A 15,955-nucleotide genomic window follows, 5' to 3' on the forward strand; every position below is an offset into this window, starting at 1 on the left:
CCAATATGGACGTGCAACGCAAGCTGGAAATCCTGGCGGACGCCGCCAAGTACGACGCGTCCTGCGCCTCCAGCGGCACCGAGAGGCGGGATTCCAGCGACGGCAAGGGCATGGGCTCGACCGCGCCCGGCATGGGCATTTGCCATTCCTACGCGCCGGATGGCCGCTGCATCTCGCTGCTCAAAGTGCTGCTGACCAACGCCTGCAATTACGACTGCCTCTATTGCGTCAACCGCGCCTCCTCCAACGTGCCGCGTGCCCGCTTCACCATCGACGAAGTGGTCAAGCTGACGCTCGACTTCTACCGGCGCAATTACATCGAAGGACTGTTTCTCTCCTCCGGCATCATCCGCAACCCCGACTACACCATGGAGCAGGTGGTGAGCGTCGCGCGCAAACTGCGCGAGGAGCATCACTTCCGTGGCTACATCCATCTCAAGACGATCCCGGAGGCCGATGATGCATTGATCTCCGAGGCTGGCAAATATGCCGACCGTCTCTCCATCAACATCGAGATGCCGCAGGAGACGAGCCTGCAGCAATTCGCGCCAGAGAAAGACGTGCGCGCGATCCGCCGCACCATGGGCCGGCTGCGGCTGAAGCTGGACGAGGCCGAGGAAAGCCGCAGCGCGAACACGAAAGCCAAGCCGCAGCGCTTCGCGCCGGCCGGCCAGAGCACGCAGATGATCGTCGGCGCCGACGCGGCCTCCGACCACACCATCCTCCACACCAGCGCCAATCTCTACGGTTCATACAGGCTGAGGCGCGTCTATTATTCCGCGTTCAGCCCGATCCCCGATGCCAGCCGCGCGCTGCCTCTGCGCGCGCCGCCCTTGCTGCGCGAGCACCGACTCTACCAAGCCGACTGGCTGATGCGGTTCTACGGTTTTGATGTCGGCGAGATCGTCGACGACAGTGCGATGCTGCCGCTCGACATCGATCCAAAACTCGCCTGGGCATTACGCCACCGCGACCGCTTCCCGCTCGACGTCAACCGCGCCAGCCGCGAGGAATTGTTGCGCGTGCCGGGCTTCGGCACCAAGGCCGTCGAGCGCATCATCGCGGCGCGCCGCACGACCACGATCCGCGTCGCCGATCTCGCGCGGCTGCATGTGCCCCGCAACAAGGCGCTGCCGTTCATCGTCCTCAGCGATCACCGGCCCCCGCCGCATCGCCTCGACGAGGCACGGCTGATCGAACGGTTCAAGCCGAAAGCAACGCAACTGGGATTTGGCTTCTGATGCAGTACATCACACTCGAGAACGAAACCGATTTCGATGGCTGGCGCAAAGCCGCACGTATCCTCGTGCTTCACCAAATGAAACCGGCCGATGTCACTTGGGCCGTGCAGGGCGGCGAAGCGGAGCTGTTCGCGACGCCCTCGCCGTCTCCGCTGCCGGCGGCTGGCGATAGCACCTTCAATGTGCCTGCAAAATTCGTCGAGCTCGCCAAGGCCGCGATCCTGCATCGCGATCCCGAGCGTTTCGCGATCCTCTATCGCCTGCTGTTTCGGCTGAAGGACAATCACGACCTCATCGAGGTCGCGACCGATCTCGATGTCGCGCAAGTCACGGCCATGGCAAAGGCGGTCTACCGCGACGAGCACAAGATGCACGCCTTCGTGCGCTTCCGCGAGATCGGCAGGGAACGCGAAGCACACTACGTCGCCTGGTTCGAGCCGGAGCATCACATCGTCGAGCTCGCCGCGCCGTTCTTCGCCAAGCGCTTTGCCGACATGCCCTGGTCGATCCTGACGCCAGATTTGTGCGCGCATTGGGATGGCCACGCTCTCTCGTTCACATCAGGCGTCAGCAAGAGCGAGGCGCCGAGCGAAGACCGGCTGGAGGAAACCTGGCGGCGTTACTACGCCAGCATCTTCAATCCGGCCCGCCTGAAGGTGAAGGCGATGCAGGCCGAGATGCCGAAGAAATATTGGAGGAACCTGCCCGAGGCTTCGATCATTAAGCCTCTGATCGAGGACGCCGAGCGCATGACCGGCGCCATGATCGCCAATGCCGCAACCGATCCGCACAAGCCTCAAAGGCGGCCGGAGGCTCCGATGAAACGCAAGCTTGCTGCCGACGATCTCGAAGCGCTCCGCGAGGAGGCCGCTCACTGCCGCGCCTGCCATCTCTACAAGGACGCGACCCAGACCGTGTTCGGCGAGGGCCCGAAGTCCGCCAATATCATGCTGGTCGGCGAACAGCCCGGCGACAAGGAAGACCTCGCGGGCCATCCCTTCGTCGGTCCGGCCGGCCAGATGCTCGACCGGGCGCTGCAAGAGGCCGGCGTCGACCGCAAGAAGGTCTATGTCACCAACGCGGTGAAACACTTCAAATTCGTGCCGCGCGGCAAGATCCGCCTGCATCAGAAGCCGAATACGCCGGAGATAAAGGCCTGCCGGCAGTGGTATGAGCGGGAGGTCTCCGTCATCCAGCCCGATCTCATCGTCGCGATGGGCGCGACCGCCGCACAGAGCGTGTTCGGCAAGATCACCCCGATCGGAAAGAACCGCGGCCGGCTGATCGACCTGCCCGACGGCCGCAAGGCGCTGGTGACGGTGCACCCGTCCTATCTGCTGCGGTTGCCCGATCCGGAAGCCAAGGTGCTGGAATATCAGCGCTTTGTCGAAGATTTGAAGATCGCCGCCGGCTTGCAGAAGAAAGCGGCGCGCGCCGCCTGAATACGGGCGGGAAAACCCCTTTCAGGCGCCGTCTGTCATCCAGCCTTCAAATCCATCGGGGACAATAGCCCTTACAGAAAGTTAAGGGGCGTCCAGACATGACCGATGTTGCATTCGACCGCGCGGTAGCAGATCCCGCGCCGATCCAGCCGGCCTCGCGGCCAAATCTCGACAAGGGCTTCAATCCGCTGACGATGATCTTATTCTTCGGCATCCTCGCCGCGGGCCTGCTCTATGTGGCCTACAGCATCTATTCCGATGTCGATGCGACCGGTACCAGGGTCACGAGCTACCTACCCTATATCCTCCTTATCGTTGCGCTCCTGATTGCGCTCGGCTTCGAATTCGTAAACGGTTTCCACGACACCGCCAACGCGGTTGCGACGGTGATCTACACCCACTCGCTGCCGGCCGAAGTCGCGGTGATGTGGTCGGGCTTCTTCAACTTCCTCGGCGTGCTGCTCTCGTCCGGCGCCGTGGCCTTCGGCATCGTCTCACTGCTGCCGGTCGAGTTGATCCTGCAGGTCGGCTCTAGCGCCGGCTTCGCGATGGTGTTCGCGCTGCTGATCGCCGCGATCCTTTGGAACCTCGGCACCTGGTATTTCGGCCTGCCGGCCTCCTCCTCGCACACGCTGATCGGCTCGATCATCGGCGTCGGCGTCGCGAACGCGCTGATGCGCGGCCGCGACGGTACCTCGGGCGTGGACTGGGGCAAGGCCACGGAGATCGGATATGCGCTCCTGCTGTCCCCGCTGGTCGGCTTCGTCTGCGCCGCCGGCCTGCTGTTGCTGCTCAAGGTGATGATCAAGAACCCGGCGCTCTATGCCGCTCCTGAGGGTAACAAAGCCCCGCCGATCTGGATTCGCGGCCTGCTGATCCTGACCTGCACCGGCGTCAGCTTCGCCCACGGTTCGAACGACGGCCAGAAGGGCATGGGCCTGATCATGCTGATCCTGATCGGCACTGTGCCCACGGCCTATGCGCTCAACCGCGCATTGCCGGAGTCGCAGGTCGCCCAGTTCGCGAAGATTTCGGAAGCCGCCTCCAAGGTGGTTGCGGCCAAGGGCGCCGGCCATGCGATCATCGGCGATCCCCGTCCTGCGGTGACGCAGTACGTCACCTCGCATCACATCAGCGAAGGCACTTATCCTTCGCTGTCAGTGCTGGTGAAGGATGTCGGCGAGCAGGTCGCGAAATACGGTTCGCTGAACAAGGTGCCGGCGGAAGTCGTCGGCAACACCCGCAACGACATGTACCTGACCTCGGAAGCGATCCGCTTCCTGATGAAGGACAAGGAAAACGACCTTAGCAAGGAAGAGGTCGCGACCTTGAACGCCTACAAGGGCGGCCTCGACAGCGCGACCAAGTTCATCCCGACCTGGGTGAAGGTCGCGGTCGCCATCGCGCTCGGTCTCGGCACCATGATCGGCTGGAAGCGCATCGTCGTCACCGTCGGTGAGAAGATCGGCAAGACCCATCTCACCTACGCGCAGGGTGCCTCCGCCGAGCTCGTCGCCGCCGCCACGATCGGCGCCGCCGACGTATTCGGCCTGCCGGTCTCGACCACCCACGTGCTGTCTTCCGGCGTCGCCGGCACCATGGCCGCGAACGGTTCGGGTCTCCAGGTCGCCACCATCAGGAACATGGTGATGGCCTGGGTGCTGACCTTGCCCGTCGCCATCCTGTTGTCGGGCACGCTGTACGTGATCTTCTCGCGGATCTTCTGAAGCCGATCACGTCACTCGAAGATAAAGGGCCCGTGCGGTGCGCGGGCCCTTTTCGTTTGTGCTTTCGGCTTGATGTTGCGCTTGGCCTTACGATGCCGCGAGCGATTGCTCGACCAGCTTGACCCAGTACGACGTGCCGTAAACGATCGCCTCGTCATCGAAATTGTAGGCGGGGTGATGCAGGCCGGCGCTGTCGCCGTTGCCGCAGAAGATGAAGGCGCCGGGGCGCGCCTCCAGCATATAGGCGAAATCCTCGCCGCCCATCAGCGGCGACATCTCGAGGACGTTGGTCTCGCCCGCAACTTGCCCCGCGATGCGACGCGCGATCTCGGTCTCCGCGGCGTGATTGTTCACCACCGGATAATTCCGCTGGTAGCGCAAGTCGATCTTGGCGCCGGTGATCTGCGCCACGCCCGCCACAACCTCGTGCACGCGCTTCTCGACCAGCTTGCGCACCTCCGGCGACAGCGTGCGGATGGTGCCCCTCAGTGTCGCGGTTTGTGGAATCACGTTACGGGCATTGCCCGCGTGGAACTCGCAGATCGAGATCACGGCCGATTCCAGCGGATCGATGCTGCGCGCGACGATCGACTGCAGCGCCGTGATCACCTGCGCGCCGACCAGAACGGAATCGACGCATTTGTGCGGCCGCGCGGCATGGCCGCCGAGACCCTCGATCATGATATCGACTTCGTCAGTCGCCGCCATGATCGGACCCGGCCGGATCGCGAACGAGCCGACCGGGATGCCAGGACCGTTGTGCATGCCGTAGACCTGCTCGATGCCGAAGCGCTCCATCATTCCGTCCTTGACCATGGCCAAGCCGCCGGCGCCGCCCTCCTCGGCCGGCTGGAAGATCACCACGGCATCGCCGGCGAAGTTGCGGGTCTCGGCGAGATAACGCGCAGCACCGAGCAGCATCGCGGTGTGGCCGTCATGGCCGCAGGCGTGCATCTTGCCGGGAGTCTTCGAAGCGTAAGGCAGGTTGGTCTGTTCCTCGACCGGCAGCGCATCCATGTCGGCACGCAGGCCGATGGCCTTGAGGCCCTCGCCGGCCGGCTTGCTGCCCTTGATCACGCCGACCACGCCGGTCTGGCCGATCCCCGTCACGACCTGATCGCAACCGAATTCGCGCAGGCGGTCCGCGACGAATGCTGCGGTGCGGTGGACGTCATAGAGCAGCTCCGGATGCTGGTGGATGTCCCGGCGCCAGGCCTGAATATCGGGTTGAAGGTCGGCGACGCGGTTCACGATGGGCATGGAGGGTCTCAAGCTTTGTTGAAAATGCAGGCCTGTCTACCATGCAAGCACCAGTCCACCCAACTGGCGGGGATCGGGGTGTAGCCCTGACTCACAGGCATGGCCGGACTTGTCCCGGCCATCCACGTCTGACTATTAGAACGGAAAGCGCGTGGATGCCCCGGACAAGCCCGGGCATGACGCCTGTTGGGTGGAAGCAGCATGCCAAGGCGGCTCGAAGGTGAGTTTGACTACATTGTCGTTGGGGCCGGCACGGCGGGCTGCATCCTCGCCAACCGGCTGTCCGCCAATTCCAGCAATCGCGTCCTCGTCCTCGAAGCCGGCGGCGACGACAACTGGATCTGGTTCCACATTCCCGTCGGCTATCTCTTCGCCATCGGCAATCCGCGCTCGGACTGGATGTTCAGGACCGAGGCCGAGCCCGGGCTGAACGGCCGCTCGCTCGCCTATCCCCGTGGCAAGGTGATCGGCGGCTCCTCGGCGATCAACGCCATGATCTCGATGCGTGGACAGGCCGCCGATTACGATCACTGGCGCCAGCTCGGCATGACCGGCTGGGGTTATGACGACGTGCTGCCGCTGTTCAAACGGCTCGAGGATCATTTCCTCGGCGCGAGCGAGCATCACGGCGCCGGCGGCGGCTGGCGCATCGAGGCGCCGCGGCTGTCCTGGGAGGTCCTCGATGCCGTGGGCGATGCAGCCGAGGAGATGGGCATCAAGCGCATCCCGGATTTCAATACCGGCGACAACGAAGGCACCAGCTATTTTCACGTCAATCAGAAGCGCGGCCGGCGCTGGTCGTCGGCGCGCGGCTTCCTCAAGCCAGCGCTGAACCGCCCGAACCTGCGGCTCGAAAAGCATGTGTTGGTCGATCGTCTGATCATCGAACAGGGCCGCGCCGTCGGCGTGCGCTTCATCCAGAATGGCGAGATCATCGAGGCGCGTGCCAAACGCGAGGTGGTCCTCTCGGCGGGCGCGATCGGCTCGGTGCAGGTGCTGCATCGATCCGGCATCGGACCTGCCGACTGGCTGTCACCGCTCGGCATCGACATCGTGATGGATAAGCCGGGCGTCGGCCGCAATCTGCAGGACCATCTCCAGCAACGCGCGATCTACAAGGTCGAGGGCGTGCGCACCCTGAACGAGACCTATTACAATCTGGTTCGACGCGGCCTGATGGGCCTCGACTACGCCTTCCGCCGCCGCGGGCCGCTGACGATGGCGCCGTCGCAGCTCGGCATCTTCACCCGCTCCGATGCGACGCGCGCACGCGCCAACATCCAGTTCCACGTGCAGCCGCTGTCGCTCGACAAGTTCGGCGATCCCCTGCACCGCTTCCCCGCGATCACGGTGAGCGCCTGCAATCTCCAGCCGACCTCGCGCGGCACCGTAAGTCTGCGTTCGGCGGCCCCAGACGAGAAGCCGATCATCGCGCCGAATTACCTTTCAACGGATGACGACCGTCAGGTCGGCGCCGATGCCATTCGCACCACCCGCCGCCTGATGCAGCAGAAGGCGCTGGCAAAATATCGCCCGAGCGAATATCTGCCCGGCCCCGGCGTCGGCGACGACGATGCCTCGCTCGCGAAGGCCGCCGGCGACATCGGCACCACCATCTTCCATCCCGTCGGCACCGCGAAGATGGGCGCGGCAAGCGATCCGATGGCGGTCGTCGACGAACGCCTGCGCTTCTACGGCCTCGGCGGCCTTCGCATTGTCGATGCCTCGATCATGCCGACCATCACGTCGGGCAACACCAACACGCCGACCGCGATGATCGCCGAGAAGGGCGCGGCGATGATTTTGGAGGATGCGAAGTGAATGCGTAACCTCGATCGGGCGTAGCGAAATCTGGGAGAGGACGCTCGATTTGTCCCGCATTCCGGTACGCTCCATATGGCTACGCGTCCAACCACCTCACGAAAACGTCATCGCGTCCGGGAATAACACCCCCGCTCCCCCAATCACCTCCCCGAAGCCCAATTCCGGGCGAAGAGGAGCTGCGCGATGAGCGGACACGATCACGGCGAGGACGGCTTAAGCCGCCGCAAGGTGTTGGAATGCATGACCTGGGCCGGCACCGGGGTGCTCTGGACCATCACCGGTGGCGTGCCGCGCTCGCTCGGCATCATCGATTCCGCGCAGGCTGCGACCGCGGCCGCGCCCGGAATGACCTTCCTCCAGATCAGCGACAGCCATGTCGGCTTCGACAAGCCGGCCAATCCCAACGCACTCGGCACGCTGGAGGAAGCCATCAACAAGATCAACGCGATGCCGGTCAAGCCGTCCTTCATGATCCACACTGGCGACATCACGCATCTCTCCAAGGCCGCCGAGTTCGACAATGCCGATCGCATCATCTCGCAGAGCAAGCTCGACGTGCATTACGTGCCCGGCGAGCATGACTTCCTCGACGAGGACGTGAAGTTCTACCGCGAGCGCTACGGCCGCGGTACCAAGGGCGCAGGCTGGTATTCGTTCGACGCCGGCGGCGTGCACTTCATCGGCCTCGTCAATGTCGTCGACCTCAAGGCCGGAGGCCTCGGCAATCTCGGTGCCGAGCAGCTGGCCTGGCTCGAGGACGATCTGCGCGGCAAGTCGAAATCGACGCCGATCGTGCTGTTCGCCCACATCCCGCTCTGGACCGTCTACCCCGAATGGGGCTGGGGCACCGAGGACGGCGCCCGCGCGCTGGAACAGGTGAAAGGCTTCGGTTCGGTCACCGTGCTCAACGGCCACATTCACCAAGTGATGCAGAAGGTCGAAGGCAACGTCACCTTCCACACCGCCCGCTCCACCGCCTTTCCGCAGCCGGCGCCGGGAGCTGCCCCCTCGCCCGGACCGATGAAGGTCGAGGACGCAAAGCTCCGCGCGATGCTCGGCGTTGCCAGCATCAACTTCAAGCAGAACGAGCAGCGGCTCGCGATCATCGACACGCCGCTCCAGGGTTGATGCAGGGCTAACGGAAGCTGACAATGAAGACTCTCAATCGCCGCGACTTCGGTGTCGCCTTCGGTCTCGCTTGGGCCGCGGCCATGCTGCTACCCGCCACAACCGCCCGTGCCGACGACATGGAGGTGCATATCGACAATTTCGTCTTCCAGCCGGCCGAGCTCAAGATCAAGGTCGGCACCACCGTGACCTGGACCAACCGGGACGACATCCCCCACACCGTCGTGTCGGCCGGCAAATTCAGGTCCAAGACGCTGGACACTGACGACAAGTTCTCGTTCACCTTCACCAATGCGGGCGACTACAAGTATTTTTGTTCTCTGCACCCGCACATGACGGGGATGATCAAGGTTGAGTAACATCTCGAACCAAGGCATCAACGTCTTGCCCGGCCGGTGGTCCCACGCCGGCCGGGCTCGTGTGCCTTCGGTCACACACAGAGACAAGACGAACAGGGACGAAACGAACAACGACGAAACGAAGCAACGAGCAGAACAAGAGGCAAAGCGAGGAGCGATGCCCGCCAACGACGATTTGCAGAAGGCGCAACGCTTCCGCGAGGCGGCGCTGCCCTATCTCGACGACGTCTACACGCTCGCGCGCTATCTGTTGCGTGACGCCTCCGATGCCGAGGACGCGGTGCAGGAGTGCTATCTGCGCGCGCTGAAGCATTTCGACAGCTATCGCGGGCCGGCGATGAAGCCTTGGCTTTTCGCGATCCTGCGTAACGTCTGCAATGCCGAATATGCGCGGCGCGCGCACAGACACAGCGCGATCGACGACACGCCCGGCGCTGCCGAGCAGACGCCGATCTGGCAAGAGACCGAGGCAAGCCCGGAAACCGAAGTGCTGCGCAGCCGCGATGCGGGCGCGATCCGCAAGCTGATCGACGCTCTCGCCGAGCCGTTCAAGGAAACATTCGTGCTGCGGGAAATCAACAACCTGTCCTATCGTGAAATCGCCGAGGCCGTCGGCGCGCCCGTCGGCACCGTGATGTCCCGCCTCGCCCGCGCCCGCGCCATGCTGCGCGCGGCCTGGACGGCGGATGAGGAGCAAGCAAGATGACCTGCGACGAAGCAAGGATCCTGCTTCACGCGCTGCTCGACAACGAGCTCGATGCCGGCCATGCGCGCGAGGTCGAAGCCCATATCGCCAGCTGCCCGGCCTGCGCTGCGGAGCTTTCGGCCCAACGCGACATGCAGCGCGTGCTCGCGGACGCCGATTTGCGCTACACCGCACCGGCGAGCCTGCGTGCGCGTATCGAGGCTTCGCTGCCGCAGCCGCAGCGTCAACAGCCGAGCCGCCGCTCCGTGCTGCGCGGCTTTGCGATGGGCTCGGCAGTCTCCGCGCTCGCCGCCTCCGGCGTCGTCGCATTGGTGCTGCGCCAGGACGACCAGCAGCGCATCCTGTCGGAGGTCGTCTCCGCGCATCTGCGCTCGCTCCAGGCCGGCCACCTCATCGACGTGGTCTCGACCGACCAGCACACGGTGAAGCCGTGGTTCAACGGCAAGCTCGACGTCGCCCCTCCCGTGATCGACCTCACCGCACAAGGCTTTACGCTGGTCGGCGGCAGGCTCGATTATATCGACGCACGTGCCATCGGCGCGGTCGTCTACAAACGCCGGCAGCACGTGGTCAATCTGTTCGTGTCGCAGACGTCGAACGCGGAATACCGCGCGCCCAAGACCGAAACCATGCAGGGCTTCAACTGCCGGCGCTGGGGCAATCGCGGCCTGAACTTCTGGGCCGTCAGCGATCTCGGCGCCGACGAGCTCGCCGAATTCGTCGACAAGTTCGAGGCGGCGATGAAAGCGAATGTGGAGGGATAGCTGCCTCGTTGATGCGCGGGACCTTGAACCGTGTATCAGATAGTGATACATTGTCTGAGTGATCAAGACCTTCAGGGATAAGACGACTGAGGCAGTCTTTGACGGCGAAAGCCCTAAAGGCTTTCCGGCTGATCTGGTGAAGGTTGCGCGTCGGAAATTGCGCTATGTGCACGCAGCCAGCGAACTCAGCGACTTAAGGGCGCCGCCCGGCAACCGTCTTGAGGCCCTCGCGGGCGATCGCAAGGGACAGCACTCGATCAGGATCAACGATCAGTTCCGAGTGTGCTTCGTCTGGACAGCGAAGGGCGCCGCCGAGGTCGAGATTGTGGATTATCACTAGGAGACGCGAGGATGGCCAAAAAACTAAAGCCCATGCATCCTGGTGAGGTTCTTCGGGAGGAATTTCTGGCTCCGCTAGACATATCGGCAGGTGCGCTCGCCAAGACATGCGGCCTTCCCCGCACGCGAATCGAGCGAATCGCGAGCGAACAGACTGGGGTCACCGCCGACACAGCACTTCGACTCGCCAAAGCCCTCGGTACGACGGCCGAGCTTTGGCTCAATCTTCAGAATGACTACGATATTCAGATTGCCAAACGCGATCTCGGCAAGGCTCTCGACCGCATCGAGACTGTGAACAAGCCCAAGGCGGCCTGAGCGATCAGGTCACGCCGACCGCCGCACCGCGTTGTCCACCAGCGTCTTGCCGAGCGACCAGATCGCGCCGGGAACCTTGTGGCTGCCGGCGATGACGTCGTCGAAGGCGCGCTCGATCCAGCCGCAATCTTCCTCGGTGATGGTGAGCGGCGGCAGAAGCTTGATGGTGTGGCTGCCGTGGCCGGCGACCTGCGTGAGGATCTTGTGGTCCTTGAACAGCGGCACGGTGATGAGCTGGCAGAATAGGCCCTTGTTGGCTGCCTCTAGCACGTTCCAGGACGCTCGCAGCCGCAGCGATTTCGGCGGGCCGAACTCGACGCCGATCATCAGGCCCTTGCCGCGGACTTCCTTCAACAGCTCGTAGCCGGGCACCATGCGCGTGAGCGCGAGGCGCAGCTCGGCACCGCGCTTGGCGGCGGACTCGATCAGCTTCTCGGACTCCATGATGTCGAGCGTGGCGATGCCCGCAGCCATCGCCAGGTCGTTCTTGGAGAAAGTCGAGCCGTGCACGACTGCACGGTCCATCTGGTTGAATATCTTGTCGAAGATGCTCTTGCGCGTCAGCACCGCGCCGACCGGCACGTGGCCGCCGGACAGCGACTTCGACAGCAGCACCATGTCGGGCTCGACATTCCAGTGCTCGACCGCGAGGAAGCGGCCGGTGCGGCCCATGCCGGTCTGGATCTCGTCGGCGACGAACAGCGTGCCGTATTTCTTGCAGAGCGCAGCCGCACCCGGCAGGAACTCGTCGGTGGGCATGTTGACGCCCTTGCCCTGGATCGGCTCGACGACGAAGGCCGCCACCTCGCGCGAGGCCAGCGCCTTTTCGAGCGCGGCGAGATCGTTGAACGGGATCGAGGTGCAGCCCGGCAGCAGCGGCTCGAAGCCGGTGCGGAAGTTCGAATCACCCGTGAGCGACAGCGCGCCATAGGTCAGGCCGTGATAGCCGTGGGCGCAATAGACGATCCCCGGACGGCCGGTGGCGCCGCGGGCGAACTTGATCGCGGCTTCGACGCATTCGGCGCCGGAATTGGCGAAGAACGCCTTGTCGAGATAGGGAACGTACTTCAAAAGCCGCTCGGCAAGCACGCCGGCAAGCACCGAGACGTCGAACTGGACGAGGTTGGGCAGGTCGGCATCGAGCACGCTCTTGAGCGCCTCGCGCATGACCGGATGATTGCGCCCGATCGCAAACACGCCAAAACCGGACAAGAGGTCGAGATAGCGCGCCCCGTCGCGGTCGTAAAGGTACTGTCCCTGCCCCTTCTGGAAGCCGACATCGTAGCCGATGGTCTTCAGGACCCGAACGAATTGCTCGTTCAGATGCCGATTATGCAGGGCGCTGCGCTGGGCCTGGCGGTCCGCGAACAGCTGAGACATGTCTGGATTTGGGCTGTGCATCCGCTACATACTTCGGTTGAGGGCCGTCTCGTCAACTGAAAACGGAACGTCGCTGAAAACGGTCTGTGCGGCCTTTTGCCCTTTTTCGGACCATCTTCGCAAGCAGAGCTTTAGACCATGTTGCACTGCCAAGGAACTATCATGCGTTTAGCCCTTTACACCGGACTAATACTGGCTGGCGGTTACACCTGCCTGAACCCGGCGCTCGCGGCCGATCCGACCGGCGACTGGCGGGTTGCCGACGGCGTCGCCAACATTCGTGTCGCCCAATGCAATGGCAGCATGTGGGGCGCGGTTTCCTGGGAAAAACAGCCTGGCGGCCGCGACGAGAACAATCCGGACGCGTCGAAAAAGACCCGCCCCACGCTGGGCATGGCGACCTTGATCGACATGAAGAAGAAGCCCGGCGCCGATCAGTGGGAAGGTCAGGTCTACAACGCCAAGGACGGCCAGCTCTACAGCGCGACCATCACGCCGGTTGGCACCGACCAGCTCGAGATCAAGGGCTGCGTGATGGGGTTCCTGTGCGGTGGCGAGACCTGGACCCGGGTCAGCCCCCCGATTCCCTTGAGCCCCGCCAACGCCATGGCCAAGGGCGCGCCGAAGCCCACCGGCGCGGCGCCGAAAGCCCCGGCAACGACGGGCGCTACAGCGGCGCAGGCTGCGCCCGCAGCCCCGAAGGCCACCGGCACTGCCAAACCCGGTCAGAAGGGCGCCGCCGATCAGGTCGGCGACATCTGCCTACTCCCTGAGATTGCGGGGTTTGCCCATTAGGGCGGGCTGAAACAGCAGCACGGCGGCAAGCGTCGTCACCAGCGACAGCGCGAGCAGCTTGCCCATGCTGGATGTGCCGGGATGGCTCGACAGCCAAAGGCTGCCGAAGGCGGTCGCCGTTGTCAGCGCGCTGAAAAAGATCGCGCGCGTCAGGCTGGTCTGGAGCAGGTTTGTCCTGCCCGAGCGCCAGGCCACGACATAGTAGATCTTGAAGGCCACGCCGACGCCGAGCAGCAGCGGGAACGCGACGATATTGGCGAAGTTGAGCGGCAAGCCGATCAGCACGCAGATCTCGAGCGTCACCGCGCCGGCCACCAGCAGCGGCACCAGCGTCATCAGCACGTCGACGAACCGGCGCAGCGTCACCCACAGCAACAGGCCGATCACCAGCAGCGCATAGATTCCGGCATGGATGAACGCCTTCACCACGGTGTCGCCGGATTTCAGGATCGAGACCGGACCGCCGATCGCGGTCGGCTCGGCAACGAGCACCGCCGCCGCAAATTTGCGCAGCGTGTCGTTGTCGTTGGGATCGCCCTTCGGCAGCGCCTCGACCCGGATGATGCCGTCCTTGCTCTTCCAGGCGCTGACGAGATCTGCCGGCAATGACTTCAGGGTGACCGGCTCGGCCTGCATCGCGTTCCGGAGCTGGTCGAACACGATCTTCATCGGCGCGACGAACACGTCCTGCGCCTTGTTCCGCGTGGCCTCGTCGCCATTGGCGAGCTTTTCCAGCGCGTCCGCGAGCCGACGCGAGGCGACCGCTCCCGGGCCCTTCGCATCGCCCGCGGTCCGGCGCAGATTGTCGACCGAGGATTTCAGCGCATCGACGTTTTCCTTGTCCGATGGCGCGGCGTCGATCTGGTCGGGATTGAGCGCGGGGTTCAGCACCTTGGCGCCCTGCGCGAGCAGCTTCAGCTTCGGCGGCTGGTCTTCAGGAACGAAGCTGTTGAGCGACATCACGCGCAACACCTCCGGCACCTTCTCCAGCTTTGCCTCCACCTGTCTTGCCTGCTCTTCCGACGTGGTCATCACGTTGATGGCATTGGCGCCGGTGTTGGGATCCTTGCGCAAATCGAGGAAGGTCGCGATCGACTCTGCCTTCGGGTTGCGCAGGTTCATCGGGTTGAAGTCGAACTTCATGAAATAGAGCAGCGGCAGGCCGGCGACCGCCAGAAACATCGTGCCACCGACGACCAGCACGCGGTGCTTCTCCAGGAAGTGATCGAGCGGCGCCAGGAAGGCATAGCCGACCGGCTCTTTCTCACCGGGCGGGTTCAACAGCTTCAGCATCGCCGGGAGTACCGTGATGCTGGTGAGGAACGCGACCAGCATGCCGACGCCGGCGATCTGGCCGAGTTCGGCGATCCCCTTGTAGTCGGTGGGGATGAAGCAGAGGAAACCGGCCGCGGTCGCCATTGCCGCCAGCGACAACGGAATTGCCGAGCGCTTGGCAGCCAGGATCAGCGCCCCCGAGAGATCGTTGTGCTTATACCGCTCGGAGCGATAGCGGACGCTGTACTGGATGCCGAAATCGACGCCGAGGCCGACGAACAGCACGGCGAACGCGATCGACAGCAAATTGAGCGAGCCCACCATCATCAGGCCGGCGGCGGTGGTCAGCGCAAGACCGACGAAGAGATTGACGAACACCGCGAAGATGATCTTCGCCGAATGCAGCGCCAGCCACAGGATGAGCAGCACGACGAGGACCGTGCCGATGCCGTTGACGACGGCGCCTTCCTGGACGGTTGCATATTCCTCGTTGGCGATCGGGACCGGTCCGGTCAGCCGGACCCGCGCCTGGTATTTGGTGGCAAAATCCAGATCGGCTGCGGCCTTGCGGATCGCATCGGTGGCGCCCTTGCCGGGCTCCAGCGCGTTGTAGTCGAGGATCGGCTTGAACTCGATGAAGGCGCGCTTGTCCGAATCCGTCAGCGGCTCGTCACTGACGAGCTGGCGCCAGGAGAACGTCGCATTTCCCTTGTTGAGCACGGTCTCGACCGTTTGCGCGATCTGGTTGAAGGGCCGTTCGGTGTTGTCGAGCTTGACCTGCCCGCGCTTGACGCCGGCAAGTCCGGTTTCCAGCGCGCCGGTCAGGCCGCGGATCGAGGGATCGCCCGCCATGATCTCGATCAGGGGTGCTGCGGATTCGAACTGGCCGGTGACCTTGGCGACTTCCTCTGTCGGCAGGAACAACAGGCCGTTCTTTTCGAAGAACTCGCCGGTGCCGAGCTGCTGCATCGACTGGAAGTCGGTCTTGTTGTCCTTCAGCTTGGCATAGAGCGCGTCCGACGCCGCGGTCGCCATCTCCGGCGTCTTGGCTTCCACCACCGCCGTAATCGTCGCATCGCGGTCGAAGGCGCGATCGAACTGCTGGTCGCGTTGGCGCCAGTCCAGATTTTGGGCAATCAGCGAATTGATGTCGGTGTTGATGGCGAAATGCTGGGACGTGTAATAGCCCGCCCCCACCGCCAGCAGGAGCCCGAGAACGACGACGAGGGAGGCAAACCGGGTGCAGGCCCTGACGATGGCAACGACGACGCTTTGCAGCACTACTTTTCTTTCTGCGGTTAACAGCTTGCCGGAAACGCCCGCTGTTTAACGGAGTTCCCGGCCGAAACCTATTGCTGTTTTGAGTGGTTATCGCCGTCAGAAGGTTCGAGGTAAAC

14 protein-coding genes are annotated in these 15,955 nt (G+C 63.8%); 11 read left to right on the plus strand and 3 right to left on the minus strand.

All coding sequences use genetic code 11. From position 1 onward, the window contains the following. The first annotated feature begins 5 nt into the window (after positions 1-5). From AC0L3J_RS08600 to AC0L3J_RS08610, 3 genes are all read left to right on the plus strand, one after another. On the plus strand, positions 6-1,241 hold the full coding sequence (locus AC0L3J_RS08600; protein ID WP_456765210.1) for a putative DNA modification/repair radical SAM protein: 1,236 nt from the start codon (positions 6-8) through the stop codon (positions 1,239-1,241). Then, a complete protein-coding gene (locus AC0L3J_RS08605; RefSeq protein WP_456765211.1) occupies positions 1,241-2,683 on the plus strand; it encodes a UdgX family uracil-DNA binding protein in 1,443 nt (480 codons plus the stop codon). Before AC0L3J_RS08600 ends, AC0L3J_RS08605 begins: the two co-directional genes overlap by 1 nt. Before the next feature lie 98 nt (positions 2,684-2,781). Then, on the plus strand, positions 2,782-4,410 hold the full coding sequence (locus AC0L3J_RS08610) for an inorganic phosphate transporter (protein ID WP_456765212.1): 1,629 nt from the start codon (positions 2,782-2,784) through the stop codon (positions 4,408-4,410). A gap of 87 nt (positions 4,411-4,497) precedes the next feature. On the opposite strand, the gene AC0L3J_RS08615 is transcribed toward AC0L3J_RS08610, so the two are convergent. After that, positions 4,498-5,670: a M20 aminoacylase family protein gene (locus AC0L3J_RS08615; RefSeq protein WP_456765213.1), complete on the minus strand. Its 1,173-nt coding sequence runs from the start codon at positions 5,668-5,670 to the stop codon at positions 4,498-4,500. 201 nt (positions 5,671-5,871) lie between these two features. On the opposite strand from AC0L3J_RS08615, the gene AC0L3J_RS08620 reads away from it, so the two are divergent. The 7 genes from AC0L3J_RS08620 to AC0L3J_RS08650 all read left to right on the plus strand — a co-directional run bounded on the left by AC0L3J_RS08620 (position 5,872) and on the right by AC0L3J_RS08650 (position 11,108). Next, on the plus strand, positions 5,872-7,491 hold the full coding sequence (locus AC0L3J_RS08620; protein WP_456765214.1) for a GMC family oxidoreductase: 1,620 nt from the start codon (positions 5,872-5,874) through the stop codon (positions 7,489-7,491). Between the two features lie 186 nt (positions 7,492-7,677). Next, positions 7,678-8,622, plus strand: coding sequence for a metallophosphoesterase family protein (locus AC0L3J_RS08625; protein WP_027569020.1), 945 nt, complete (start codon positions 7,678-7,680; stop codon positions 8,620-8,622). Positions 8,623-8,645: 23 nt separating this feature from the next. Beyond that, positions 8,646-8,981, plus strand: a complete 336-nt coding sequence (locus AC0L3J_RS08630) for a cupredoxin domain-containing protein (protein WP_456765215.1) — start codon at positions 8,646-8,648, stop codon at positions 8,979-8,981. Positions 8,982-9,138: 157 nt separating this feature from the next. Then, positions 9,139-9,687 (plus strand): sigma-70 family RNA polymerase sigma factor, encoded by a 549-nt coding sequence (locus AC0L3J_RS08635; RefSeq protein WP_247288712.1) that lies wholly within the window; start codon positions 9,139-9,141, stop codon positions 9,685-9,687. After that, a complete protein-coding gene (locus tag AC0L3J_RS08640; protein ID WP_456765216.1) occupies positions 9,684-10,451 on the plus strand; it encodes an anti-sigma factor family protein in 768 nt (255 codons plus the stop codon). Before AC0L3J_RS08635 ends, AC0L3J_RS08640 begins: the two co-directional genes overlap by 4 nt. 58 nt (positions 10,452-10,509) lie before the next feature. Next, positions 10,510-10,791: a type II toxin-antitoxin system RelE/ParE family toxin gene (locus tag AC0L3J_RS08645; RefSeq protein WP_456765217.1), complete on the plus strand. Its 282-nt coding sequence runs from the start codon at positions 10,510-10,512 to the stop codon at positions 10,789-10,791. Positions 10,792-10,802: 11 nt separating this feature from the next. Next, a complete protein-coding gene (locus tag AC0L3J_RS08650; protein ID WP_456765218.1) occupies positions 10,803-11,108 on the plus strand; it encodes a HigA family addiction module antitoxin in 306 nt (101 codons plus the stop codon). A 9-nt stretch (positions 11,109-11,117) separates the two neighbouring features. Here the strand turns inward: AC0L3J_RS08650 and hpnO are convergent, their stop codons facing one another. Beyond that, a complete protein-coding gene (gene hpnO, locus AC0L3J_RS08655) occupies positions 11,118-12,509 on the minus strand; it encodes an aminobacteriohopanetriol synthase HpnO (protein ID WP_026233264.1) in 1,392 nt (463 codons plus the stop codon). A gap of 141 nt (positions 12,510-12,650) precedes the next feature. Here hpnO and AC0L3J_RS08660 point away from each other — a divergent pair, with 141 nt between their 5' ends. Next, positions 12,651-13,283 carry a DUF2147 domain-containing protein gene (locus AC0L3J_RS08660; RefSeq protein ID WP_247426047.1) on the plus strand — a complete coding sequence of 211 codons (633 nt, stop codon included), beginning with the start codon at positions 12,651-12,653 and terminating at the stop codon, positions 13,281-13,283. Here AC0L3J_RS08660 and hpnN read toward each other — a convergent pair. After that, a complete protein-coding gene (hpnN, locus tag AC0L3J_RS08665) occupies positions 13,251-15,839 on the minus strand; it encodes a hopanoid transporter HpnN (protein ID WP_456765219.1) in 2,589 nt (862 codons plus the stop codon). The two genes, AC0L3J_RS08660 and hpnN, sit on opposite strands and share 33 nt — an antisense overlap. Positions 15,840-15,955 lie beyond the last annotated feature (116 nt).

It is taken from the genome of Bradyrhizobium sp. Kon37, from assembly GCF_055807535.1.